Origin of the sequence: Streptomyces sp. cf386 (genome assembly GCF_900103585.1) — a bacterium.
Lineage (GTDB): Bacteria > Actinomycetota > Actinomycetes > Streptomycetales > Streptomycetaceae > Streptomyces.
Genome location: NZ_FNHV01000038.1, coordinates 13,301 through 34,153 on the forward strand (window position 1 = coordinate 13,301; position 20,853 = coordinate 34,153).

21 protein-coding genes and 1 tRNA gene are annotated in these 20,853 nt (G+C 70.2%); 7 read left to right on the forward strand and 15 right to left on the reverse strand.

What is annotated here, in order from left to right; translation table 11 throughout:
- Positions 1-5 precede the first annotated feature (5 nt).
- From BLU79_RS45690 to BLU79_RS45705, 4 genes are all read left to right on the forward strand, one after another.
- A complete protein-coding gene (locus tag BLU79_RS45690; RefSeq protein ID WP_093911974.1) occupies positions 6-1,541 on the forward strand; it encodes a bifunctional glycosyltransferase family 2/GtrA family protein in 1,536 nt (511 codons plus the stop codon).
- Positions 1,538-3,787 carry an ArnT family glycosyltransferase gene (locus BLU79_RS45695; protein ID WP_093911975.1) on the forward strand — a complete coding sequence of 750 codons (2,250 nt, stop codon included), beginning with the start codon at positions 1,538-1,540 and terminating at the stop codon, positions 3,785-3,787. The genes BLU79_RS45690 and BLU79_RS45695 overlap by 4 nt, the downstream gene beginning before the upstream one ends.
- A 122-nt stretch (positions 3,788-3,909) precedes the next feature.
- Positions 3,910-5,424 carry an MFS transporter gene (locus tag BLU79_RS45700; protein ID WP_093911976.1) on the forward strand — a complete coding sequence of 505 codons (1,515 nt, stop codon included), beginning with the start codon at positions 3,910-3,912 and terminating at the stop codon, positions 5,422-5,424.
- A 121-nt stretch (positions 5,425-5,545) separates the two neighbouring features.
- On the forward strand, positions 5,546-6,313 hold the full coding sequence (locus BLU79_RS45705) for a TetR/AcrR family transcriptional regulator (RefSeq protein WP_093911977.1): 768 nt from the start codon (positions 5,546-5,548) through the stop codon (positions 6,311-6,313).
- Positions 6,314-6,341: 28 nt separating this feature from the next.
- Here BLU79_RS45705 and BLU79_RS45710 read toward each other — a convergent pair whose 3' ends face one another.
- From BLU79_RS45710 to BLU79_RS45725, 4 genes are all read right to left on the reverse strand, one after another.
- Positions 6,342-6,812 carry a PPOX class F420-dependent oxidoreductase gene (locus tag BLU79_RS45710; RefSeq protein WP_093911978.1) on the reverse strand — a complete coding sequence of 157 codons (471 nt, stop codon included), beginning with the start codon at positions 6,810-6,812 and terminating at the stop codon, positions 6,342-6,344.
- A gap of 279 nt (positions 6,813-7,091) precedes the next feature.
- Positions 7,092-7,916: a YceI family protein gene (locus BLU79_RS45715; RefSeq protein WP_093911979.1), complete on the reverse strand. Its 825-nt coding sequence runs from the start codon at positions 7,914-7,916 to the stop codon at positions 7,092-7,094.
- A gap of 96 nt (positions 7,917-8,012) precedes the next feature.
- Positions 8,013-10,544: an MFS transporter gene (locus tag BLU79_RS45720; protein WP_093911980.1), complete on the reverse strand. Its 2,532-nt coding sequence runs from the start codon at positions 10,542-10,544 to the stop codon at positions 8,013-8,015.
- Between the two features lie 57 nt (positions 10,545-10,601).
- The gene (locus BLU79_RS45725) at positions 10,602-11,051 is read right to left on the reverse strand and encodes a MarR family winged helix-turn-helix transcriptional regulator (protein WP_093911981.1); all 450 of its coding nucleotides are present in this window, start codon (positions 11,049-11,051) and stop codon (positions 10,602-10,604) included.
- A 205-nt stretch (positions 11,052-11,256) separates the two neighbouring features.
- Here BLU79_RS45725 and BLU79_RS45730 point away from each other — a divergent pair, with 205 nt between their 5' ends.
- Positions 11,257-11,454, forward strand: a complete 198-nt coding sequence (locus BLU79_RS45730) for a hypothetical protein (RefSeq protein ID WP_093911982.1) — start codon at positions 11,257-11,259, stop codon at positions 11,452-11,454.
- A gap of 68 nt (positions 11,455-11,522) precedes the next feature.
- Here the strand turns inward: BLU79_RS45730 and BLU79_RS45735 are convergent, their stop codons facing one another.
- The 9 genes from BLU79_RS45735 to BLU79_RS45775 form a co-directional block, all read right to left on the reverse strand.
- The gene (locus BLU79_RS45735) at positions 11,523-12,290 is read right to left on the reverse strand and encodes a hypothetical protein (RefSeq protein WP_093911983.1); all 768 of its coding nucleotides are present in this window, start codon (positions 12,288-12,290) and stop codon (positions 11,523-11,525) included.
- A gap of 49 nt (positions 12,291-12,339) precedes the next feature.
- Positions 12,340-13,260, reverse strand: a complete 921-nt coding sequence (locus tag BLU79_RS45740; protein WP_093911984.1) for an RNA polymerase sigma factor SigF — start codon at positions 13,258-13,260, stop codon at positions 12,340-12,342.
- 269 nt (positions 13,261-13,529) lie between these two features.
- A complete protein-coding gene (locus BLU79_RS45745) occupies positions 13,530-14,414 on the reverse strand; it encodes an RNA polymerase sigma factor SigF (protein WP_177001457.1) in 885 nt (294 codons plus the stop codon).
- Between the two features lie 146 nt (positions 14,415-14,560).
- Complete coding sequence (locus BLU79_RS45750) at positions 14,561-14,854, reverse strand: Dabb family protein (protein WP_093911985.1); 294 nt, start codon at positions 14,852-14,854, stop codon at positions 14,561-14,563.
- Positions 14,855-14,885: 31 nt separating this feature from the next.
- Positions 14,886-15,065 (reverse strand): hypothetical protein, encoded by a 180-nt coding sequence (locus tag BLU79_RS45755; RefSeq protein WP_093911986.1) that lies wholly within the window; start codon positions 15,063-15,065, stop codon positions 14,886-14,888.
- Between the two features lie 143 nt (positions 15,066-15,208).
- Positions 15,209-15,293 (reverse strand) — tRNA-Ser (locus tag BLU79_RS45760).
- An 85-nt stretch (positions 15,294-15,378) separates the two neighbouring features.
- Entirely contained in the window at positions 15,379-15,861 is a 483-nt protein-coding gene (locus BLU79_RS45765; protein ID WP_093911987.1) for a nucleoside deaminase, read from the reverse strand.
- A gap of 65 nt (positions 15,862-15,926) precedes the next feature.
- On the reverse strand, positions 15,927-16,454 hold the full coding sequence (locus BLU79_RS45770; RefSeq protein ID WP_093911988.1) for a tRNA adenosine deaminase-associated protein: 528 nt from the start codon (positions 16,452-16,454) through the stop codon (positions 15,927-15,929).
- A gap of 320 nt (positions 16,455-16,774) precedes the next feature.
- Entirely contained in the window at positions 16,775-16,987 is a 213-nt protein-coding gene (locus BLU79_RS45775; RefSeq protein WP_093911989.1) for a hypothetical protein, read from the reverse strand.
- A 138-nt stretch (positions 16,988-17,125) separates the two neighbouring features.
- Here BLU79_RS45775 and upp point away from each other — a divergent pair, with 138 nt between their 5' ends.
- Positions 17,126-17,761, forward strand: a complete 636-nt coding sequence (gene upp, locus BLU79_RS45780; RefSeq protein ID WP_093912011.1) for a uracil phosphoribosyltransferase — start codon at positions 17,126-17,128, stop codon at positions 17,759-17,761.
- A 43-nt stretch (positions 17,762-17,804) separates the two neighbouring features.
- Here upp and BLU79_RS45785 read toward each other — a convergent pair whose 3' ends face one another.
- Together BLU79_RS45785 and BLU79_RS45790 are read right to left on the reverse strand one after the other, a co-directional pair.
- Positions 17,805-18,458 carry a LytR C-terminal domain-containing protein gene (locus tag BLU79_RS45785; RefSeq protein ID WP_256333747.1) on the reverse strand — a complete coding sequence of 218 codons (654 nt, stop codon included), beginning with the start codon at positions 18,456-18,458 and terminating at the stop codon, positions 17,805-17,807.
- Positions 18,459-18,597: 139 nt separating this feature from the next.
- Positions 18,598-18,894: a type II toxin-antitoxin system VapB family antitoxin gene (locus BLU79_RS45790; protein WP_003999914.1), complete on the reverse strand. Its 297-nt coding sequence runs from the start codon at positions 18,892-18,894 to the stop codon at positions 18,598-18,600.
- A gap of 285 nt (positions 18,895-19,179) precedes the next feature.
- On the opposite strand from BLU79_RS45790, the gene BLU79_RS45795 reads away from it, so the two are divergent.
- Positions 19,180-20,814 carry a helicase HerA-like domain-containing protein gene (locus tag BLU79_RS45795; RefSeq protein ID WP_093911991.1) on the forward strand — a complete coding sequence of 545 codons (1,635 nt, stop codon included), beginning with the start codon at positions 19,180-19,182 and terminating at the stop codon, positions 20,812-20,814.
- Positions 20,815-20,853 lie beyond the last annotated feature (39 nt).

Here is a 20,853-nt window from a genome sequence, read left to right on the forward strand (position 1 = left end):
GTGTCATGCGAACCGACTCTTCTCCCGGCACCCTGCCGGCGCGGGAGCACCTCCCGGCCGGCGACGCCGGTACGCCTGTCCTGGACGTAGTGATCCCCGTCTACAACGAGGAGAAGGACCTCCAGCCGTGTGTGCTGAGACTGCATGATCACCTCAAGCGCACGTTCCCGTACGCGTTCCGCATCACCATCGCGGACAACGCGTCGACGGACACCACCCCCCAGGTGTCCCAGCGGCTGGAGGCGGAGCTCCCGGAGGTCAGGGGCTTCCGGCTGGAGCAGAAGGGGCGCGGCCGGGCCCTGCGGACCGTGTGGTCCGCCTCGGACGCCCCGATCCTCGCCTACATGGACGTGGACCTGTCCACCGACCTCAACGCCCTGCTGCCGCTGGTCGCGCCGCTGATCTCCGGTCACTCGGACCTCGCGATCGGCTCCCGGCTCGCCCGTAGTTCCCGCGTGGTACGCGGCCCCAAGCGGGAGTTCATCAGCCGCGCCTACAACCTCATCCTGCGCGGCTCCCTCCAGGCCCGCTTCTCGGACGCCCAGTGCGGCTTCAAGGCGATCCGCAGGGACGTCGCCCAGGTGCTGCTGCCGCTGGTGGAGGACACCGGCTGGTTCTTCGACACCGAGATGCTGGTGCTCGCCGAGCGCGCGGGCCTTCGTATCCACGAGGTCCCGGTCGACTGGGTCGACGATCCCGACTCCACGGTCCACATCGTGAAGACGGCGACCGAGGACCTCAAGGGCGTCTGGCGGGTCGGCAAGGCCCTGGCGTCCGGCTCGCTCCCGCTGGACCGGATCGCCCGCCCCTTCGGCGACGACCCGCGCGACCGCGAGATCAAGGACGTACCCAAGGGCCTGGCCCGCCAACTCGTCGGCTTCTGCGTCGTCGGCGGCCTGTCCACCCTGTTCTATCTGCTGCTGTACAGCGGCTTCCGGGCTTTCACCGGCTCTCAGGTCGCCAACGCGCTCGCCCTCCTGGTCTCCGCCATCGCCAACACGGCGGCCAACCGGCGCCTCACCTTCGGAGTGCGCGGCCGCGGCGGCGCCGTACGGCACCAGGCGCAGGGCCTGGTCGTCTTCGGTATCGGCCTCGCCCTGACCAGCGGTTCGCTGGCCGCCCTGAACGCGGCCAGCAGCGACCCCTCGCACTCCACCGAACTGGCGGTCCTGATCGCCGCCAACCTCGCGGCGACGGTCCTGCGCTTCCTGCTCTTCCGGGCGTGGGTGTTCCCCGACCGACGCGACGGCGACTCGATGGTGGTCGCCGCGCACCACCCGGAACACCACCCGGAGTACGCGCCGGTCCCCCACCCGTCCTCGCGGACCTACTCCACGGTCTCCGCGGCGCAGCCCGCCCACTACGGCCCGCTCCCGCAGCGCCCGACGGCGCAGGGCGCGCCCCAGTACACGCACGACACCGCACAGTTCGACACCGCACAGTTCCGCGCCGGTGAAGCCGCGGACGGCACCTGGCGGGACGCCACCATGCAGCTGCAGCCGGTGCGCCCGCACGACACCGACTCGAGGGACTCCCGATGAGCGTCCACTACGACCAGCAGACCTACGACGGCAGAGATACGAGCCCCACCGCGGGCCCGACGTCCTGGGACCCACCCTCGACACCCCCGCCGGCCACACCGGCCCCCGACTCCGGTGAACCCAAGCAGCCCTTCGTACGGCGGCTGTGGCGGGGCCGCCCCGAGGACCCCCGCTGGGCCCGCCCCGCCTTCCTCGGCCTCCTCCTCGCCACGTTCCTCCTCTACCTCTACAACCTGAGCGCCTCCGGCTACGCCAACTCCTTCTACTCGGCGGCCGTCCAGGCGGGCAGCGAGTCCTGGAAGGCCTTCTTCTTCGGCTCGCTGGACGCGGCCAACGCCATCACCGTCGACAAGCCCCCGGCCTCCCTGTGGCCGATGGCCCTGTCGGTGCGGCTCTTCGGCCTCCACTCGTGGGCGATCCTGCTCCCCGAGGTCCTCATGGGCGTCGGCACGGTGGCCGTGGTCTACGCGGCCGTCCGCCGCCGGTTCAGCCCCGCGGCGGGCCTGATCTCGGGCGCGGTGCTCGCTCTCACCCCCGTCGCGGCGCTGATGTTCCGGTTCAACAACCCGGACGCGATGCTGGCCCTGCTGATGGCCGTGGCCTGCTACTTCGTCATCCGGGGCCTGGAGGACGGCCGTACCAAGTGGCTGGTGTGGGCCGGTGTCGCGATCGGCTTCGCGTTCCTCGCCAAGACGCTCCAGGCCTTCCTGATCCTGCCGCCGCTCGCGATCGTCTACGCGGTCTGCGCGCCGGTGTCGGTGAAGAAGCGGATCGGCCAGCTCGCCGCGGGCCTCGTCGCGATCGTCGTCTCCGGCGGCTGGTGGGTCGCGATCGTCGAGCTGTGGCCCGCCTCCTCCCGCCCCTACATCGGCGGCTCGCAGAACAACTCCTTCCTGGAGCTGACCTTCGGCTACAACGGCCTCGGCCGGCTGAACGGCGAGGAGACCGGCAGCGTCGGCGGCGGTGGTGGTGGCGGCAACGGCGGCGGCAACTGGGGCGAGACCGGCTGGGACCGCCTGTTCAGCTCCAGCATCGGCGGCCAGATCTCCTGGCTGATCCCGGCCGCGCTGATCCTGCTGGTCGCGGCCCTGGTGGCCACGCGCAAGGCGCGCCGTACGTCGGTGACGCGCGGTTCGTTCCTCGTCTGGGGCGGCGCGCTGATCACGACCATGCTGGTCTTCAGCTACATGCAGGGCATCTTCCACGAGTACTACACGGTGGCCCTCGCCCCCTACATCGCCCCGCTGATCGGCATGGGCGCCGCGCTGCTCTGGGAGAAGCGCGACAAGATGTGGGCGTCGCTGAGCCTGGCGGCCGCCATGACGGCCACCGCGGTCTGGGGCTACGTCCTGCTCAACCGCTCCTCCGACTACCTGCCCTGGCTGAAGTGGGTGGTCCTGGTCGGCGGCCTGGTTTCCGCGCTGGGCCTGATCTTCGCGAGCAAGCTCGGACGTCAACTGACCATGGGCGTCGTCGGCCTCGGCCTCGCGGCCGCGCTGGCCGGTCCGACCGCGTACACCCTCACCACGGTGAACGAGGGCCACACCGGCTCGATCGTGACCGCGGGTCCGGCGGTTTCGGGTGGCCGCGGGGGCGGTCCCGGCGGTGGCGGCGGCATGGGCGGCGGTCCCGGCGGGGGCGGCATGCCCGGCCAGAACCAGCAGGGCCAGCAGAACCAGCAGGGCGGCCAGAACCAGCAGAACGGCAACGGCTTCCCCGGCGGCGGCATGCCCGGCCAGAACAACCAGCAGGGCCAGCAGAACGGCAACGGCACCACCCAGGGCCAGAACCAGGGCCAGGGCCAGAACCAGCAGGGCGGCCCCGGCGGCCAGACCGGCGACGGCGGTGGCATGGGCGGCGGTGGTGGCATGGGCGGTCTGCTCAACGGCGCCAGCGTCAGCGACGAGGCCAAGGCGCTGCTGGAGAAGAACGCGGAGCACTACACCTGGGTGGCCGCGGCCATCGGCGCCCAGAACGCCGCGAGCTACCAGCTCTCCACCGGCGACCCGGTGATGGCGATCGGCGGCTTCAACGGCACCGACCCGTCCCCGACGCTGGCCGAGTTCAAGCAGTACGTGGAAGAGGGCAAGATCCACTACTTCATCTCCAGCGGCTCCGGCGGCGGCATGGGCGGCAGCAGCAGCGGCACGTCCTCGCAGATCACCGAGTGGGTCGAGGCCAACTTCAAGCAGGTCACGGTCGGTTCGTCGACCTTCTACGACCTGACGCAGAAGGCGAGCGGCTGACGTAGCCGGAAGGAACCGGAAGAAAGAAGTGAGGGCGGTGGCCGTACGTGGCCACCGCCCTCTCTCCTATCTCTGCGTATCCCCGTTGTACAGCGTATGGGAGATGTTCTACGGTGTAGAACATGACAACGTCGCCCCAGGAACAGGCCCCAGCCCAGCCGGACCCGCAGCCGGAGCCCCAGTCGCCGGGCGGCCACCCCCAACGCTGGCTGATCCTCGGTGTCATCTGCCTCGCCCAGCTCACCGTGCTGCTCGACAACACGATCCTGAACGTGGCGATCCCCTCGCTCACCAGCGAACTCGGCGCCGCCACCTCGGACATCCAGTGGATGATCAACGCGTACTCGCTGGTGCAGTCCGGTCTGCTGCTGACCGCGGGCAGCGCCGCCGACCGCTACGGCCGTAAGAAGATGCTGGCCGCGGGCCTCGTCCTGTTCGGCGTCGGCTCGCTGGTGGCCGGACTGGCGGACAGCTCCGGGCAGCTGATCGCCGCCCGGGCGGGCATGGGCATCGGCGGCGCACTGCTGATGACGACCACACTCGCCGTCGCGATGCAGATCTTCACGCTGGAGGAGCAGCCGAAGGCGATCGGCATCTGGGCGGCCGTGAACTCGCTGGGCTTCGCGACCGGACCGCTCCTCGGCGGCTTCATGCTGGACCACTTCTGGTGGGGCGCGATCTTCCTGATCAACCTGCCGGTCGCGGCGCTCGCCCTGGTGGCGGTCGTCATCCTGGTCCCGGAGTCGAAGAACCCGCAGGGCGACCGACCCGACCTCCTCGGCGCCGTACTGTCCACGATCGGCATGTCCTCCCTGGTCTTCGCGATCATCTCCGGACCCGAGCACGGCTGGACGTCCGGCCGGGTGCTGACGTCGGCGACCGTCGCGGTCGTGGTGCTGGCCGGCTTCGCGTACTGGGAGAGCCGGATCCCGTACCCCATGCTCGACATGCACTTCTTCCGGAACCGCCGGTTCACGGGAGCGGTGGCCGGGGCGGTGCTGATCGCCTTCGGTATGGGCGGCTCCCTCTTCCTCCTCACCCAGCACATGCAGTTCGTGCTCGGATACGGCCCCCTGGAGGCGGGTCTGCGCACGGCGCCGCTCGCGTTGATGATCGTGGCCCTGAACTTCACCGGAGTGGCGGCGAAGTGGTCGGGCAAGCTCGGGACGCCCGTCTCCATCGGGCTGGGCATGACGGCGATGGCCGCCGGCCTCGTCTCGATCGCGACGCTCACCGAGCACGGGTATCCGGGCACGCTGCTGGGCCTGGTGCTCATCGGCACGGGCGCGGCGATCGCCAGCCCGGCGATGGCCCACGCGATCATGAGTGCGATTCCGCCGGAGAAGGCGGGGGTCGGCGCCGGCATCAACGGCACGGTGGCGGAGTTCGGTCAGGGCCTGGGCGTCGCGGTGCTCGGCGCCGTACTCAACTCCCGTTTCGCCGCGCTGATTCCGGTCGCGGCGGTGTCCCTGCCGGGGGCGTTGGCCGAGGCGGGGTCGGAGGCGGAGCGGGCGCGGATCACGGAGGCGTTCGCCTCCGGCCTGGAGACGAGTCAGTTGGTGGGGGCGGTGGCTGTGCTGGCCGGGGGGTTGGTCGCGGCGGGTCTGCTGCGCAGGGCTGAGCGGGCCGGCGCCTAACAGCTCGGGGCGCTGGGTAGTTGTGCGACTGCAGGCCTCGTTGTGGCTGGTCGCGCAGTTCCCCGCGCCCCTCAGGGGGCGCTTAGCATGACCGGCATCAGAACGTCGAGGAAGGTGCGCCATGGCTAGGGCAGCCCGGCAGTCCGCTCGTACCAGCGTCTGGCTGGAGGGCAAGGAACGCCGAGGGGGACGCGGCGGGGGACAGCCCTCCGGCCTGGACCGGGACCGCATCACCGCGACCACCATCCGGCTGCTGGACGCCGACGGGCTGGCCAAGTTCTCCATGCGGCGGCTGGCGGCCGAGCTGAACGTGACCGCGATGTCCGTCTACTGGTACGTCGACACCAAGGACGACCTCCTCGAACTCGCCCTCGACGCGGCCTTCGGCGAACTGACCCTGCCCGACCCGGAGTCCGACGAGGACTGGCACGACCAGCTGCGCGCGCTGGCCCGCGGATACCGCGGCCTGCTGGTCCGCCACCCGTGGCTGTCCCCGCTGATCGGCACCTACGTCAACATCGGTCCGAACAGCCTCGCCTTCTCCCGCCTCGTCCAGCGGATCATCCGCAAGACCGGCCTGCCCGCGCACGGCCTCGTGGCCGCCATCTCCGCTGTCTTCCAGTTCGTGTACGGCTTCGGCACGATCGAGGGGCACTTCATCGCCCGCAGCGCGGCCTTCGGCATGACTCCCGACGACTACTTCCATCACGCCATGAGCACGGTGACGCAGTCCCCGGAAGCCGCCGACATCGTCCAGGAGTCCGCGGAACTGATGGAGGCCCGGGGCGGCGACACGGTGGAGGAGATGTGGGAGAGGGACTTCGAGTTCGCCCTGGACCTACTGGTGGCAGGCATCGAGGCGATGGTGGAGCGCGCCGGGAACGAGTAGCCCTCTTGGCTCACTCTCCCCGGCCGCCTCAGTCCCCCTCAACCAGCCGCGCAGGGAACCCACCGGTGGCCACCGGCCCCCACTTCTGTGGTGTGACCCGAATGATCGACTTCCCCTGCTTCACCATCGCGGCCCGGTACTCGTCCCAGTCCGGATGCTCCCCGGCGATGTTCCGGTAGTACTCGACCAGCGGCTCCACGGACTCCGGCGAGTCGATGACCTCCGCCGTCCCCTCGACCTGCACCCACGGCCCGTTCCAGTCGTCACTCAGCACGAGCAGACTGACCCGCTCGTCCCGCTTCGCGTTCCGCGTCTTGGCCCGCTCGGGATACGTGGAGACCACGATCCGCCCCGAATCATCGACCCCACAGGTCAACGGCGAGGCCTGCGGACCACCGTCGGCCCGCCGGGTCAACAGGATGGCGCGATGACGGGGCCGTACGAATTCGAGCAGCTCTTCGAGCGAGACGCGGGTGTTGGTCGCGATGTTCGGTGCCATGGGGTCAGCCTAGGGTCTGACCGGCCCGGTGAGCGTGACCCTGCTGGTGGCACCACATCCGTCCGGCCCGCACCCTGAAGGGGTACAGGTACCTCCCGAGGCAGATTCCCCGTGGTCGCTGCCGCGGCTGCATCCGCGACCACGACGACTTGGACGCATGGCGCGCCGCCTACACGGCGACGGCCACGGACCACTGGACCTTGACGTGCTCGGCGCCGAACGGCCCGTGCCCGGTCGCGCCGCCCGCCGTTTCGCCCTCCTGAGCGACGCGGACGCCGCTCAAGCCGCCGGCAGCGACTCCCCCTGCACAGCCTGAATGTCCAGCTCCACCTTCAACGTCGTACCGATGGCCGCGATCCCCGCCTGCACCACCTGGTTGTAGTTCATGGCGAAGTCGTCCCGATGAAGCTCCGCCGTCGCCCGGAACGCCGCCCGAGTCCCGCCCCACGGGTCGGCCCCCGTACCGAGGTAGGCCAGGTTCAGGTCCACGGGCCGTACGACACCGTGCATGGCGAGCTCGCCGTGTACCGTCCAGCGGTCGGAGCCGGCGGCAGCCGTGACCCCCGTCGAGCGGTAGGTGATCTCGGGGTACTTCTCCACGTCCAGGAAGTCCGGCGACTTCAGGTGGCCGTCCCGCATGGCGTTTCCCGTGTCGATCGAGTCGGCCCGGATCACCGCCTCCACGCGGGACTTGGTGACATCGTCCGGCGCGATCTCGATGGCGCCGGTGAAGGCCGTGAAACGTCCCCGCACGCTGGAGATGCCCAGGTGCTGGGCGACGGCGGCCACGGTGGAGTGTGCCGGGTCGATGGTCCAGGGGCCCGGCGGCGGGAGTTCCGTGCCGCCCTGGCGGGCCAGTGTCACCGTGCCGACCTCGGCCCGGCCGCTCGCCGTCACGATCGCGGTCGCCGCGGCGGGGGCGTATCCGACGGCGGTGACGATGACGGTGTACGGCCCCGTAGGCAGCGGATTCGCGTCCCGGACGGCTCCTTCCGCGTCCGCCTCCACCCGCAGCACCTGTGCTCCGGTCATGTCCGTCACCGTGACGACCGCGTGCGACACGGCCCATCCGTCCCGGGTACGGATCCTCGCGGTCAGTCCCATCTCACGTACTCCTCACAAGCTCAAAAGAAACCGGCCCGTGGCGGGCGGCACCGCCTCCGCTCGGAGCGCGCCGCCTCACCACGGGCCGGGGCACAACTACTCGCCGGGGTGGGCGAGTTCGATGTCGTGGTCGTCGGCGCCGCGGCCGGTGACCGTCAGGGCCGTCGCGACCGGCGGGTAGCCCGTCGCGATGACCGTGTACTCGCCGCCGTCCAGGTCGGTGAAGGCGTACGCCCCGTCCGAGCCGGTCGTCGCGGTGCCGACCACGTTGCCCGCCGCGTCGACCAGGGTCACGCGGGCGTCGGCCAGCGGGCCGTGCGGCGCCCTTACGACGCCCCGGACCTGGGCGCCGGCGTCGAGGTCGACCTCGATCCGGGTCACCCCCGTGCCGCCGATCTCGACGGGCAGGGCGCGCGGCCGGAACCCGGCGGCGTTCACCGCGACGGTCACGGCACCCGGCACCAGCTCGGCGAAGCCGAACTCGCCCTGCTCACCGGTGGCGGCGGTGGCCAGCAGGTCGCCGCGCACGTCGGTGACGATCACCATCGCGTCCTTGACCGGCAGCGCGCTCCCCGCGGCCCGCACCACACCGCTCAGGCCGCTCGTGCCGCTGAGCAGGATGTCGTACGCCACCGGCTCGTCGCCGCCCACCACGATCGTGGAGGCCTGTGGCTGGAAGCCGTCGGCGGAGGCGATCAGGACGTACGATCCCGCGCCCGGCGCGTCGACCCCGTACGAACCGTCGGCCTGCGCCACCGACCGGCCGAGCTGCCGCCCGGCCAGCGAGATCAGCGTGACCGCCGCCTGCGGCACCGGCGCGCTCTCGGCGCCCCGGACGAAGCCGCGGACCGGAACGCCCCCGGACACCGGGCCGGTCTCCTCGGGGCGGGCCACCGTGGCCACGGCAGCGAGTTGCCGGGTGCCCTCGGGAGCGATCTCGGTCTCGGAGGACGTGACCGCCCAGCTCGGCGTCCGCTCCTGCGCGGCGGCCGGCGCGGTCACCGAGGCCTGCGCAGTCTCCGCCGCACCAGTCCTCTGCGGCGTCTCCGACTCCGCGGCCTGCGCCAGCGCGCCCTTCGTCTTCAACGGGACCTCCTTGATGAACAGGGCGAACAGGAGGGCGAGGAAGGCGATCGGTGCGGCGTAGAGGAAGACGTCCGCCACGCCGTGGCCGTACGCGCTCTCGATGACCGTGCGCACCGGGCCGGGCAGCGCGTCGAGGTCCGGGATCTCGCCGTGGCCCGACGAACCCTGCACGCCGAGCTTGGTCAGGCCCTCCTCGGCGTAGTGCGTGATGCGGTGGCTCAGGACCGCGCCCAGGGCCGAGACGCCCATGGCGCCGCCGAGGGAGCGGAAGAAGTTCACGACCGAGCTGGCGGCGCCCAGGTCGCTCGGGTCCACCTGGTTCTGCGTGGCCAGCACCAGGTTCTGCATCATCATGCCGACGCCGAGACCCAGCAGGGCCATGAAGATCGCCACGTGCCAGTACTCGGTGTCGTAGCGGATCGTGCCGAGGAGTCCGAGGCCCGCGGTCACCAGGACACCGCCGGCGAGCAGCCAGGCCTTCCAGCGGCCGGTGCGGGTGATGACCTGGCCGGAGACGGTCGACGAGATGAACAGGCCGACGATCATCGGGATGGTCAGGACGCCGGACATGGTCGGCGACTCGTTGCGGGCCAGCTGGAAGTACTGGCTGAAGAAGATCGTGCCCGCGAACATCGCGATGCCGACGAACAGGGAGGCCAGCGACGCGAGGGTGATGGTGCGGTTGCGGAACAGGCGCAGCGGGACGATCGGCTCGCTTGCCTTGGTCTCGACGAAGAGGAAGATCAGCAGGAGCGCCAGCGCGCCGCCCGTCATCGCACCCGTCTGCCAGGACATCCAGTCGTACTTGTCACCGGCGAAGGTCACCCAGACCAGCAGCAGGCAGACCGCGGCGGTGATGAAGAAGGCGCCGGCCCAGTCGACCTTGACCTTCCGCCTGACGACCGGGAGGTGCAGGGTGCGCTGCAGCACGATGAGCGCGATCACGGCGAAGGGCACGCCGACGTAGAAGCACCAGCGCCAGCCGAGCCAGTCGGTGTCGGTGATGACGCCGCCGATCAGCGGGCCGCCGACCATCGCGGTGGCGAAGGTGGCACCGAGGTAGCCGTTGTAGCGTCCGCGCTCACGCGGGGAGATCATCGCGGCCAGGATGATCTGGGCCAGGGAGGACAGACCGCCCATGCCTATGCCCTGCACCGCGCGGAACGCGATGAGCATTTCGGCGTTCTGCGAGAGACCCGCCAGCGCGGAGCCCGCCACGAAGATGACGAGGGCCAGCTGGATGAGCAGCTTCTTGGAGAAGAGGTCGGCGAGCTTGCCCCACAGGGGTGTGGACGCGGTCATCGCCAGCAGCGACGCGGTGACCACCCAGGTGTAGGCGCTCTGACCGCCGCCGAGGTCCTTGATGATGTCGGGCAGGGCGTTGGAGACGATCGTCGACGACAGGATCGCGACGAACATGCCGAGCAGCAGCCCGGTCAGCGCTTCCATGATCTGCCGGTGCGACATCGGGGCGCCGTCGGCGGACGGGCCTCCGGCGTGCTTGGCGTGGGCCCGCACACCGGCTGGTGTGGTCGTTGCCATGGGCTTCCTTCTCTTACTGGCTCTCTGGCTCTGTGGCTGGGGGGGGGCTCGGGGCTGTTACTGGGTGATCGCGGGTGTACGGCAGTCGTCGAAGCTGGCCCTCAGCCGGGCCATGAGCCGGGTGAGCTGGGCGACCTCGTCGTCGGTCCAGTCGCTCAGCCGCTCGGCGAGCAGTTGCGTGGTCCGCCGGGACATCTCCCGCACCCGGTCCTCGCCGTCGGGGGTGAGGCGCAGGATGCGGCTCCGCTTGTCCGCGGGGTCGGGGGAGCGCTCGATCCAGCCGCGCTCGGCGACGTGGGCGACATGGCGGCTGGTGACCGACATGTCCACGGCGAGCAGCTCGGCGAGCTTGCTCATGCGCATCTCTCCATGGCGGGCCAGCAACGTCAGTACGGCGGCGGAAGCCCCGGGACAGTCGGACGGCAGCGTCCGTCCCATCTCCCGCTTCACGGCGCCGAAGGCGCTGAACTGGCGGACCAGCTCCTCGTACTGCGCCTGCTCGGCCATCACACCTCCCGTGTTTGTTGCTTTGGGCAACCATAGAAGCGTTTGGTTGCTACAGGCAAACAAATGAGGGGGCCGCGCCGCAAAAACTTGGCAAAGGCAAGTATTGCGACCGTAAATGTGCAGGTGGGGTGGGTCCTGTGACCCCCTGTGCAGGCCCGCGGCCCCCACTTGGGCCGAACGGGCGGATTCGCTAGGGTCTCAGGCCATGGCTAACACCCAGGGCCCCCAGGGCAACCACGACCCCGCCGGCAGCACCCAGATGTTCCGCGCGTTCGTCGACGAGTCCCCGCAGGGCGGTCGACAGCAGGCCTCCTCCGGCGGCGGACCGCGCATCGGCCTGATCCTCGGCGTCGTCGTCGCCGTGGCGGTCGTCGCGGCCGTGGCCTGGCTGGCGTTCAAGTAGGCCGTACGGTCCGCCAGGGCCTGTCGTTCGGATCATTACGGCGTCGGCCTGGGCCCTGTCGGCAGGCCCTAGTCCCACCGGACGTCCTGGACGTCGACGTCCCGCGTCTCGATGTGCATGCCGAGCGGTACGCGCCACGCGTCGACGCACACCGTCCAGGCCTTCTCCTTGCGTGCGCCGGCCCCGATCGGCGCCGGGAGCTTCTCCGTCGACTCGATCGTCGCCCAGTCGATGCCGAGCGCGCCGATGATGTGGGTGCCGAAGGTGACGGTGCCCGAGCGCACGGCGGTGCCGCCCGAGTTGTGGAAGCCGAGGGTCACCTTCTCGCACCAGCGCTTGTCCGTGGGCTCCCGTACGGGGTCGCTCACGGTCAGCTTTGCGGGCGGCAAGGGTGTCGAAGGCGTCGAGGGTGGCGCGGCCGTAGAGGGCGTGGGTGAACTGCCGGGCGCGGTGGCGGAGTCGGCAGGCGTGCCCGCGGGTTCGGGTGTGATGCCCGGGAGTTGTGGCGAGCGACCTGTGCCTTCGGGGGAAGGCGGATCCTGACTCCCCTCCCGCTCTGGGGAGTTGCCCGAGTTGCCGGGGGTGCGACCGGTGCCGCCGTCCTCTCCGGCCTCCGGACCGTCGAGCGGCACCAGCGTCACCTCGCCCGTCGGCAGGACCGCCGTACCGGAGACCCTCGGCGGCCCGCCCGCCGCGCCCGTCGCGACGTACCCCTCACCACTCCCGCCGCCCCCGCACGCGGCCAGCGCCCCGCCCAGACAGACGACGGCCGCCGACGCGCCGATCAGGGCGCACCGACGGCCATGTGTCCATGTCGTCCAGGGTGATCGAAGCATCGGGCCATGGTGGCTGACGCTCCGTCAAATATGAAGGGGACGGAAGGGGTCAGTCGGAGATGAGGCCCTCGCGCAGCTGCGCCAGGGTCCGGGTCAGCAGCCGGGAGACGTGCATCTGGGAGATGCCGACCTCCTCGCCGATCTGCGACTGGGTCATGTTGGCGAAGAAGCGCAGCATGATGATGCGCCGCTCGCGGGGCGGGAGTTTGGCGAGGAGGGGCTTCAGGGACTCGCGGTACTCGACGCCCTCCAGCGCGGTGTCCTCGTAGCCGAGCCGGTCGGCCAGGGAGCCCTCGCCGCCGTCGTCCTCCGGGGCCGGGGAGTCCAGCGAGGAGGCCGTGTACGCGTTGCCGACCGCGAGGCCGTCGACGACGTCCTCCTCGGACACGCCCAGCACGGCGGCCAGTTCGGTGACCGTCGGGGAGCGGTCCAGCTTCTGGGAGAGCTCGTCGCTGGCCTTGGTGAGCGCCAGGCGCAGCTCCTGGAGGCGGCGCGGGACGCGCACCGACCAGGACGTGTCGCGGAAGAACCGCTTGATCTCGCCGACCACCGTCGGCATCGCGAACGTCGGGAACTCCACGCCCCGTTCGCAGTCGAAGCGGTCGATCGCCTTGATCAGGCCGATGGTGCCGACCTGGACGATGTCCTCCATCGGCTCGTTGCGGGAGCGGAAGCGGGCGGCCGCGTAACGCACCAGCGGGAGGTTGAGCTCGATCAGGGTGTCGCGGACGTAAGCGCGCTCGGGGCTGTTCTCGTCCAGCGCGGCGAGCCGCAGGAACAGGGAGCGGGACAGGGTGCGGGTGTCGATGTTCACCGAAGCCGGCAGGGCCGGGACGTCGGCGGCCGGGAGGGCCGGGGCGTCAGCGGCCGCCAGGGCCGTCACATCATCGATGGGGCCGAGCGCGGCGTCGGGCGCGGACTCGCTCTTTGTGAGCGTGAGCACCTTCGAGCTGCCCTGATCTGCGGACATGCCACCCCCTCTGGGTCGCGGGACGGTCGCGGCGAACGCTCCGGATCGAGGAACGCCGGCCTTCACCTGAATACCGGAGCCGAGGCCACGGCAAACGCGCTTCCCGAAGAATGTCACATGTCGGCAACACGCTGTAGTGACATGTCGACATGTGAGACTTGAATCCGCCCTGGATAAACGGGGTCTGACGGTATTTCACCGCAGAACTGTCGGGATCCGCCCTGGTGAGCGATTCGCTCGCGACGGTTACCGGTCGATCCTGTTTGCGGTTACGCCTCGATCCGGTTCGCCGACCGAAGTCGCTGGAAGCTACGCGCGAGTAGCCTCGAAACGTGCATCTGGGATACCCCGAGTTCCGCACTGATTTGCGACTGGGTGAGGTTGCTGTAGTAGCGCAGGAGAAGGATTCTCTGTTCACGTTCGGGGAGTTGCACCAGCAGGTGCCGGACGAGATCCCGGTGCTCCACGCCGTCCAGGGCCGGGTCCTCGTAGCCGAGCCGGTCCAGCAGCCCGGGCAGCCCGTCGCCCTCCTGCGCGGCCTCCAGCGAGGTGGCGTGGTACGACCGCCCGGCCTCGATGCAGGACAGCACCTCGTCCTCGGTGATGCGCAGCCGCTCGGCGATCTCGGCGGTGGTGGGGGTGCGACCGAAGGTGGTGGTCAGGTCCTCGGTCGCGCTGTTGACCTGGACCCACAGCTCGTGCAGCCGGCGCGGTACGTGGACCGTGCGGACGTTGTCGCGGAAGTACCGCTTGATCTCGCCGACGACGGTCGGCATCGCGAACGTCGGGAACTGCACGCCCCGGTCCGGGTCGAAGCGGTCGATGGCGTTGATGAGCCCGATCGTGCCGACCTGGATCACGTCCTCCATCGGCTCGTTGCGGGAGCGAAAACGGGCGGCCGCATAGCGCACGAGCGGGAGGTTCGCCTCGATGAGCGCCCCGCGCACGCGGTTGTGCTCCGGCGTACCCGGCTGCAACTCCTTGAGCTCGCCGAAGAGCACCTGGGTCAGCGCCCGGGTGTCGGCACCGCGACTACGGGGTGGCGCCGCCGTGGGGGTCTCCTGCTGGCTGGGGGTTTGAGGGCTCGGCGCTTGAGGGCTCGGGGCTTGAGGCGCAGTACTGGCCGGCACGGTCAACTCCACCTCGTGATCCATCAACTCATCGGTCAAAAGCGGTCATAGCATCACAAGACAGTTCATTGTGTTCAAGTACCGCATAATCCCGTGTTGGGGATGGATCGGTGCGCAAGACACGCGAAAGCCCCCCGCCGTTACGGCGGAGGGCTCCGGGGTACCGAGGCTCAGTATTCGTAGTCCGCGATCACCCAGGTGGCGAACTCCCGCCACAGGGTGACGCCCGCCTGGTGCTCGGGGTGCTCCGCGTACGTCCGCAGGGCGGCCGTGTCCTCGAAGGCGGAGTTGATGGCGAAGTCGTAGGCGATGGGGCGGTCGCTGATGTTCCAGCCGAGCTCCCAGTGCCGGATCTCGGAGATCTTGCCCTCCAGCGAGCGGAAGGCCTCGACACCCTCCACGACCCGCGGGTCGTCGCGCTCGACGCCCTCGTTGAGCTTGAAGAGGACCAGGTGGCGGATCATGGGTACTCCCTGGGTCAGGCCACGGCAGGGCCTAGCTGTCGCCGCCGTTGGCGATCCACGTCATGAAGTCGCCGATGGCCTTGGCCGCGTCCGATATGCCCTCGAACCCTATCTGCACGTAGTCGGCGGCCTTGGCCGGGTCCGTGATGATCAGATAGAGCACGAAGACCACGAGCACATAGACGGCGACCTTCTTCGAATTCACCGCCATCGCGGCCTCCCCTGTGGCTGCTGCGCCGAATGAGCCGAAAGAGCCAAAAGGGCCCTGTGTTACCGGCGGTGAGTGTAACCTTCGCGCCTCTCCTGAGATCAACAGCACGAAGGGCCCCGTCTGTCGACGGGGCCCTTCTTCAGCGGTAGCGGAGGGATTTGAACCCTCGGTGACTTGCGCCACACTCGCTTTCGAGGCGAGCTCCTTCGGCCGCTCGGACACGCTACCGAGGGAGACCTTACAGCAAGGCGGGCCATGCTCTGAAATCGGTATTCGCCGAGCTCCTGCCCCGAGCTGCTGCCCCGGGCTCGTGTCACCGAGTCCGGAAGAAGTCCGTGAGCAGACGGGCGCACTCCTCGGCGAGCACGCCCTCGACGACCTCGGGGCGATGGTTGAGCCGCCGGTCGCGCACGACGTCCCAGAGGGACCCCGCCGCGCCGGCCTTCTCGTCCCGGGCGCCGTAGACGACCCGGTCCACCCGGGACTGCACGATCGCACCGGCGCACATGGTGCAGGGCTCCAGCGTCACGACGAGCGTGCAGCCGGACAGCCGCCACTCGCCCGCCCGTCTCCCACCACCGCCCTTGACGGAGGCGCTTCGCGCCGCCCCTCCCCATTCGGCGGCAGCCCGTCGGATCGCCAGCACCTCGGCGTGCGCGGTCGGATCGCCGGTCGCCTCGCGCTCGTTGTGGCCGGCGCCGAGCACGGTCGTCCCGTCGGCGGACAGGACGACGGCGCCGACGGGGACATCCCCGCCCCGGACGGCCAGTTCGGCCTCGTCCAGGGCGAGCCGCATCGCGGCTCGCCAGCGGTCGCGTACGGGGTCGGGCGGCTCGGCCGCCGACCCCTGGTCGAACGAGGTCAGCGGACGGTCTCCAGCACCTCCGAGGCGCCCAGCGCCTCGGCGATCGCGCCCAGCGCGTCATCGGCGTCCAGGGCCTTCAGCTCCTTCTCGCCGACGCCGAGGTCGTCGAGGATCGAACTGTCGCCGACGGGGCTGTGCGGGACCGCCTCGGCGGAGCCGCCGACCTCGTCGTCGGAGTCGCCGTCGGGCTCCTCCGTGCCGTCGAGGTCGAGGGAGTCCAGGTCGGCGTCGTCGTCGCCGGGCTCCCTGCCGAGCATCTCGTCGGTGAGCAGGATCTCTCCGTAGCTGCTGCGGGCGGCGGCGGCGGCATCCGAGACGTAGATACGAGGGTCGTCCTCGCCGTCGATCCGGACGACACCGAACCAGGAGTCCTCCTGCTCGATGAGCACCAGCACCGTGTCGTCCTCAGGCGAGGCTTCACGGGCCAGTTCGGCCAGATCAGACAGGGTCTCCACATCGTCGAGCTCTGTGTCGCTCGCTTCCCACCCGTCTTCGGTGCGCGCGAGCAGTGCGGCGAAGTACACCGTGACTCTCCCACTGGTCATAGGCGTGCCGGTTGGGCTTCCCCCCGGCGGAGGTTGCGGGCGGGGAGGCTAGGGGTCCGAGCCCCACCCACTCGGAATCGTGGCAGAAACAAGGCGTTCAGGGGACGTCTTCGGCACCCTGTGTCCGGCAGTTTTGATCGCGTGGGCCCGAGGGGGCCCGCGAGCACGTCCGTGAAGGACTCACCAGCGCACTCGTTGCCGCCACCTGCGGATCGTACGCGGCTTTTCCAGCTGTCCACGCACCCCCACCGCTCCAACGCCCCCGAGAGCCGCGGATCTTCCCCTCCGGCCCGCCCGCCCTACCAGCGGAACGTCCGCATGCGCATCGCGTGTCGCAGGCGGGCCGTCTTGGCGCGGCGCGGCTGGACGCGGTCCCGGAGTTCGCGGGCTTCGGCGAGCTCCCGCAGGAACTGGGCGCGCCGCCGGCGGCGCGCGGCGTCGGTCTCCTCGCGCGTGTCCTGCGCGTCCTGCGTCGCCTGTGTGGGATCCGCTGGGGACTCACGATCGGGCATAGGCTCACCACCCCCGGTACGTGCCTCCCACTTTCCCTCCGATGGGTGGTTTGATGCCAGCGCAAGGCTGAAGCGATGGCCTTGGGCTTGCCGTGTGCGGGGGCGCCGGGCATACCCGGCCCGGTTACTGTTGTGGACATGCGTCTCCACGTCGTCGACCACCCCCTGGTCGCCCACAAGCTCACCACGCTGCGCGACCAGCGCACCGACTCCGCGACCTTCCGCCGGCTCGCCGACGAACTGGTCACCCTGCTCGCCTACGAGGCCACGCGGGACGTGCGCACCGAAGCGGTCGACATCACGACCCCGGTCACCGACACCACCGGCGTCAAGCTCTCCTACCCGCGTCCCTTGGTGGTGCCGATCCTGCGGGCCGGCCTCGGCATGCTGGACGGCATGGTCCGGCTGCTGCCGACCGCCGAGGTGGGCTTCCTGGGCATGATCCGCAACGAGGAGACGCTCCAGGCGTCCACGTACGCCTCGCGTATGCCCGAGGACCTTTCCGGGCGTCAGGTGTACGTCCTGGACCCGATGCTGGCCACCGGCGGCACGCTGGTCGCGGCGATCCAGGAGCTGATCAAGCGCGGTGCCGACGATGTCACGGCCGTGGTGCTGCTCGCCGCGCCCGAGGGCGTCGAGCTGATGGAGCGCGAGCTGGCGGGGACGCCGGTGACGGTGGTGACGGCGGCGGTCGACGACCACCTCAACGAGCACGGGTACATCGTGCCGGGGCTGGGCGACGCGGGGGACCGGCTCTACGGCGCGGCCGAGTAGCCGAGCAAGTTCCCGAGCGGCTACGACCGCTCAGTAGCTCCGCTCAGCAGCTCTGCTCCGCGGCGGTGGACGTCGGCTCGGGCTCGGCCAGCGTGGCCAGTGCCTTGTCGGCGTCCGCCTTCTTCGTCAGCGACTTGAAGCTGTTGCCGATGATCAGGTCGACGTCCTTGCCCTTGCGGGCGGCGTCGGTGCGGCGCTCGGCGCTGGTGAGCTGGGTGGCGAGGACGGGCAGCGAGCTGTTGATCGACTCGGCCGGGCCGAGCACTATCCCGGTGCCCTTGACCTTCTTGTCGAACTCCTTCGACGCGTTGCCCACGTCGCCGATCTTGAAGCCGCGCTTCTTGAGCTCGTCCGCCGTCTGCTTGGCGAGCCCGCTGCGGGTGGTGGCGTTGAAGACGTTGACGGTGATGCCGCCCGGCTTGGGCAGCGGCCCCGTGGCGCTGGGCGAGGGGGTGCCCGAGGGGGTCACCTTGGTCTCGCAGTCGGCCTTCGCGCCGGCTGCCGAAGCCTTTCTGCCGTTGCCGGTGAAGACGTCGATGAGCTGCAGCGTTCCCCAGCCGATCATGCCGAGCGCGGCGACGGAGGCGACGGCGAGGACCACGAGCCTGCCGCGTCGCCGGGGACGGCGCATCCGCGGGTACTTGTTCCCCCGGATCCGGTACTCGCCGCCCATGCCCGGGGGAGTCAGCATGCTCATGGGCGCAGCGTAGTGCGCCTGAGCGGCGATGCCTACTAGATGATCATTCGATACCGCTCAGTCCAACCCGAAAGGGCCAACAGGCCGACGCACGAGGGCGCCGCCCCGGGGCGTGTCCGGGACTGGTGCGGTCCGTCCGTCAGTCCAGTTCCAGGACTCTCGCGTGCAGCACCTGGCGCTGCTGCAGCGCCGCGCGCACGGCGCGGTGGAGACCGTCCTCCAGATACAGGTCGCCCTGCCACTTCACGACGTGCGCGAAGAGGTCGCCGTAGAACGTGGAGTCCTCGGCGAGCAGGGTTTCCAGATCGAGCTGACCCTTGGTCGTCACCAGCTGATCGAGGCGGACCGGGCGCGGCGCGACGTCCGCCCACTGCCGGGTGCTTTCCCGGCCGTGGTCGGGGTACGGCCGGCCGTTTCCGATGCGCTTGAAGATCACACGGAAAGCCTACCGGTCAAGACGTTCCGGGCGCAGCCATGGCGGCGGAGTGCGACGCTGGAAAAGTCGGGACAAAGTGAGGTGAAGCGGCGAGGTGTGAGGGAACCGTGGCCGGATCGGAAGCCGGAACGGGCCTGAACGGAGGCCGGGGCGGCGGTCGGGGACCGAACCGAACAGACGTTGGGCCGAATGGTGGAGGGATGGTCCGACCGGGGGTGGGCGAGGGCATCCGATCGGCGATCGGAGTGGTGGTCGGCATCGGGGCGGACGCGGTGGAGGTCCGACATGAGGGATCGAGAGAACGCGGGCAAGGCCGGCTCCGGGACCGTGTCGCCGGGTGCCGCTCCGGAGGCGCGTGGCAGTGCGCCCGCCCTCGCGCGGGAGGCGCTGGAGATCGCGGCCGGGTACGCGTTCAGCGGGCCGGCCCTCGACCTGGGCGCGCTGCTCTGGGACGGGCGGTGTCTGCCCGACGCGCAGATCCGGGTCCCGCTGGCCGTGCTGAACCGGCATGGCCTGGTCGCGGGCGCCACCGGCACCGGCAAGACCAAGACGCTCCAGCTGGTCGCCGAGCAGCTGTCGGCGCAGGGTGTGCCGGTGTTCCTGGCGGACATCAAGGGCGACCTCTCGGGGATCGCGGCGCCGGGGCAGTCGAACGACAAGGTGCGGTCCCGGACCGCCGAGGTGCACCAGCAGTGGGCCGGGACCGGCTGTCCCGCCGAGTTCTACGCGCTCGGCGGCATCGGTCACGGCATCCCCGTACGCGCCACGATCACCAGCTTCGGCCCCGTCCTGCTCTCCAAGGTCCTCCAGCTCAACCAGACCCAGGAGCAGTCCCTCGGCCTGATCTTCCACTACGCCGACACCAAGGGCCTGGAACTGGTCGACCTCAAGGACCTCAGGGCGGTCGTCGCCTTCCTGACCTCGGACGAGGGCCGGGCGGAACTCAAGAACATCGGCGGGCTCTCCACTGCCACGGCCGGGGTGATTTTGCGGTCCCTCACTGCGTTCGAGGCACAGGGCATGGCCGACTTCTTCGGGGAGCCGGAGTTCGACACGAGTGAACTCCTGCGGACGGCGGCGGACGGGCGGGGCGTGGTCTCGGTCCTCGAACTGGCCGCCGTACAGGACAGGCCGCAGCTGTTCTCGACCTTCCTGATGTGGCTGCTCGTCGACCTCTTCCACGATCTGCCGGAGGTAGGAGACGCCGACAGGCCGAAGCTGGTGTTCTTCTTCGACGAGGCGCATCTGCTGTTCGACGACGCGTCCAAGGCTTTCCTGGACTCGATCACCCAGACCGTGCGACTCATTCGCTCGAAAGGGGTCGGCGTCTTCTTCGTGACGCAGACCCCGAAGGACGTGCCCGCCGACGTCCTGGGCCAGCTCGGCAACCGCGTCCAGCACGCGCTGCGCGCCTTCACCCCGGACGATCAGAAGGCGCTCAGGGCCACGGTGAAGACCTTCCCCAACTCGGCGTACGACCTGGAGGAACTCCTCACCGGCCTCGGCACCGGTGAGGCCGTGGTGACCGTCCTGAGCGAGAAGGGCGCGCCGACGCCGGTCGCCGCGACCCGGTTGCGGGCGCCCGAGTCGCTGATGGGGCCGATCGAGGCGGGCGCGCTGGAGCGGGCGGTGACGTCGTCCGGGCTGTACGGGCGGTATGCACAGGCTGTGGACAGGGAGTCGGCGTACGAGCGGCTGCAGGCGTCCCGAGGTGCGAAGGGGCCCGACGAGATGCGCGAGGCGGTGACTGCCGGGGAGCGCGGGGCCGGGGCGCGCAGGGCCGAGCAGAAGGAGCAGCCCTCGGTCGTCGAGCAGGTCGTCGGGAGCGGCATGTTCAAGTCCCTGGCTCGGTCGATCGGTACGCAGATCGGGCGGGAGATCACCCGGTCGGTCTTCGGGACGGCGCGGCGGAGGCGGTAGGTGGGTCTGTTGGAGGTCTCGGGGGCGGTAGGCGGGTCT

Coding starts and splice junctions, on each gene's coding strand:
- BLU79_RS45690 (WP_093911974.1), top strand. CDS start 6: ATGCGAACCGACTCTTCTCCCGGCACCCTGCCGGCGCGGGAGCACCTC.
- BLU79_RS45695 (WP_093911975.1), top strand. CDS start 1,538: ATGAGCGTCCACTACGACCAGCAGACCTACGACGGCAGAGATACGAGC.
- BLU79_RS45700 (WP_093911976.1), top strand. CDS start 3,910: ATGACAACGTCGCCCCAGGAACAGGCCCCAGCCCAGCCGGACCCGCAG.
- BLU79_RS45705 (WP_093911977.1), top strand. CDS start 5,546: ATGGCTAGGGCAGCCCGGCAGTCCGCTCGTACCAGCGTCTGGCTGGAG.
- BLU79_RS45710 (WP_093911978.1), bottom strand. CDS start 6,812: ATGGCACCGAACATCGCGACCAACACCCGCGTCTCGCTCGAAGAGCTG.
- BLU79_RS45715 (WP_093911979.1), bottom strand. CDS start 7,916: ATGGGACTGACCGCGAGGATCCGTACCCGGGACGGATGGGCCGTGTCG.
- BLU79_RS45720 (WP_093911980.1), bottom strand. CDS start 10,544: ATGGCAACGACCACACCAGCCGGTGTGCGGGCCCACGCCAAGCACGCC.
- BLU79_RS45725 (WP_093911981.1), bottom strand. CDS start 11,051: ATGGCCGAGCAGGCGCAGTACGAGGAGCTGGTCCGCCAGTTCAGCGCC.
- BLU79_RS45730 (WP_093911982.1), top strand. CDS start 11,257: ATGGCTAACACCCAGGGCCCCCAGGGCAACCACGACCCCGCCGGCAGC.
- BLU79_RS45735 (WP_093911983.1), bottom strand. CDS start 12,290: ATGCTTCGATCACCCTGGACGACATGGACACATGGCCGTCGGTGCGCC.
- BLU79_RS45740 (WP_093911984.1), bottom strand. CDS start 13,260: ATGTCCGCAGATCAGGGCAGCTCGAAGGTGCTCACGCTCACAAAGAGC.
- BLU79_RS45745 (WP_177001457.1), bottom strand. CDS start 14,414: ATGGATCACGAGGTGGAGTTGACCGTGCCGGCCAGTACTGCGCCTCAA.
- BLU79_RS45750 (WP_093911985.1), bottom strand. CDS start 14,854: ATGATCCGCCACCTGGTCCTCTTCAAGCTCAACGAGGGCGTCGAGCGC.
- BLU79_RS45755 (WP_093911986.1), bottom strand. CDS start 15,065: ATGGCGGTGAATTCGAAGAAGGTCGCCGTCTATGTGCTCGTGGTCTTC.
- BLU79_RS45765 (WP_093911987.1), bottom strand. CDS start 15,861: ATGCGGCTCGCCCTGGACGAGGCCGAACTGGCCGTCCGGGGCGGGGAT.
- BLU79_RS45775 (WP_093911989.1), bottom strand. CDS start 16,987: ATGCCCGATCGTGAGTCCCCAGCGGATCCCACACAGGCGACGCAGGAC.
- upp (WP_093912011.1), top strand. CDS start 17,126: ATGCGTCTCCACGTCGTCGACCACCCCCTGGTCGCCCACAAGCTCACC.
- BLU79_RS45785 (WP_256333747.1), bottom strand. CDS start 18,458: ATGAGCATGCTGACTCCCCCGGGCATGGGCGGCGAGTACCGGATCCGG.
- BLU79_RS45795 (WP_093911991.1), top strand. CDS start 19,180: ATGAGGGATCGAGAGAACGCGGGCAAGGCCGGCTCCGGGACCGTGTCG.